Annotated in this window: 1 pseudogene; it reads right to left on the reverse strand. The window is 29.9% G+C overall.

What is annotated here, in order from left to right:
- Positions 1-288, reverse strand: a pseudogene (locus HC176_RS19875) (hypothetical protein); the annotation flags it as partial.

The following is a 288-nucleotide window of genomic DNA, read 5'->3' on the forward strand; positions in this document are numbered from 1 at the left end:
TCTTGAACTACCGTATGTGGTATATCTAGTGTGTTCTGAAAAAAAAATTTTTGTTTTTCAGATGTCACAATGTTGTATTTTATAGAATTTAAAAGTTTCTTTTTCTGTGGATGAAATTCTGCATAAAAGATAGTCGTATATTTTACACATATCTTCTCTCTATTTTTGAAAGAATCAACAATAGGAAAATAGTAATCTGTACTACTTTTCGTCAGCACATAGACATGACTGATGCCTTTTTTAAAAAGGAAATGCCAAAACCAGCGCTCTAAAATAAGGCCTTTGTAT

The sequence above is a fragment of the Tamlana crocina genome, assembly GCF_012037625.1.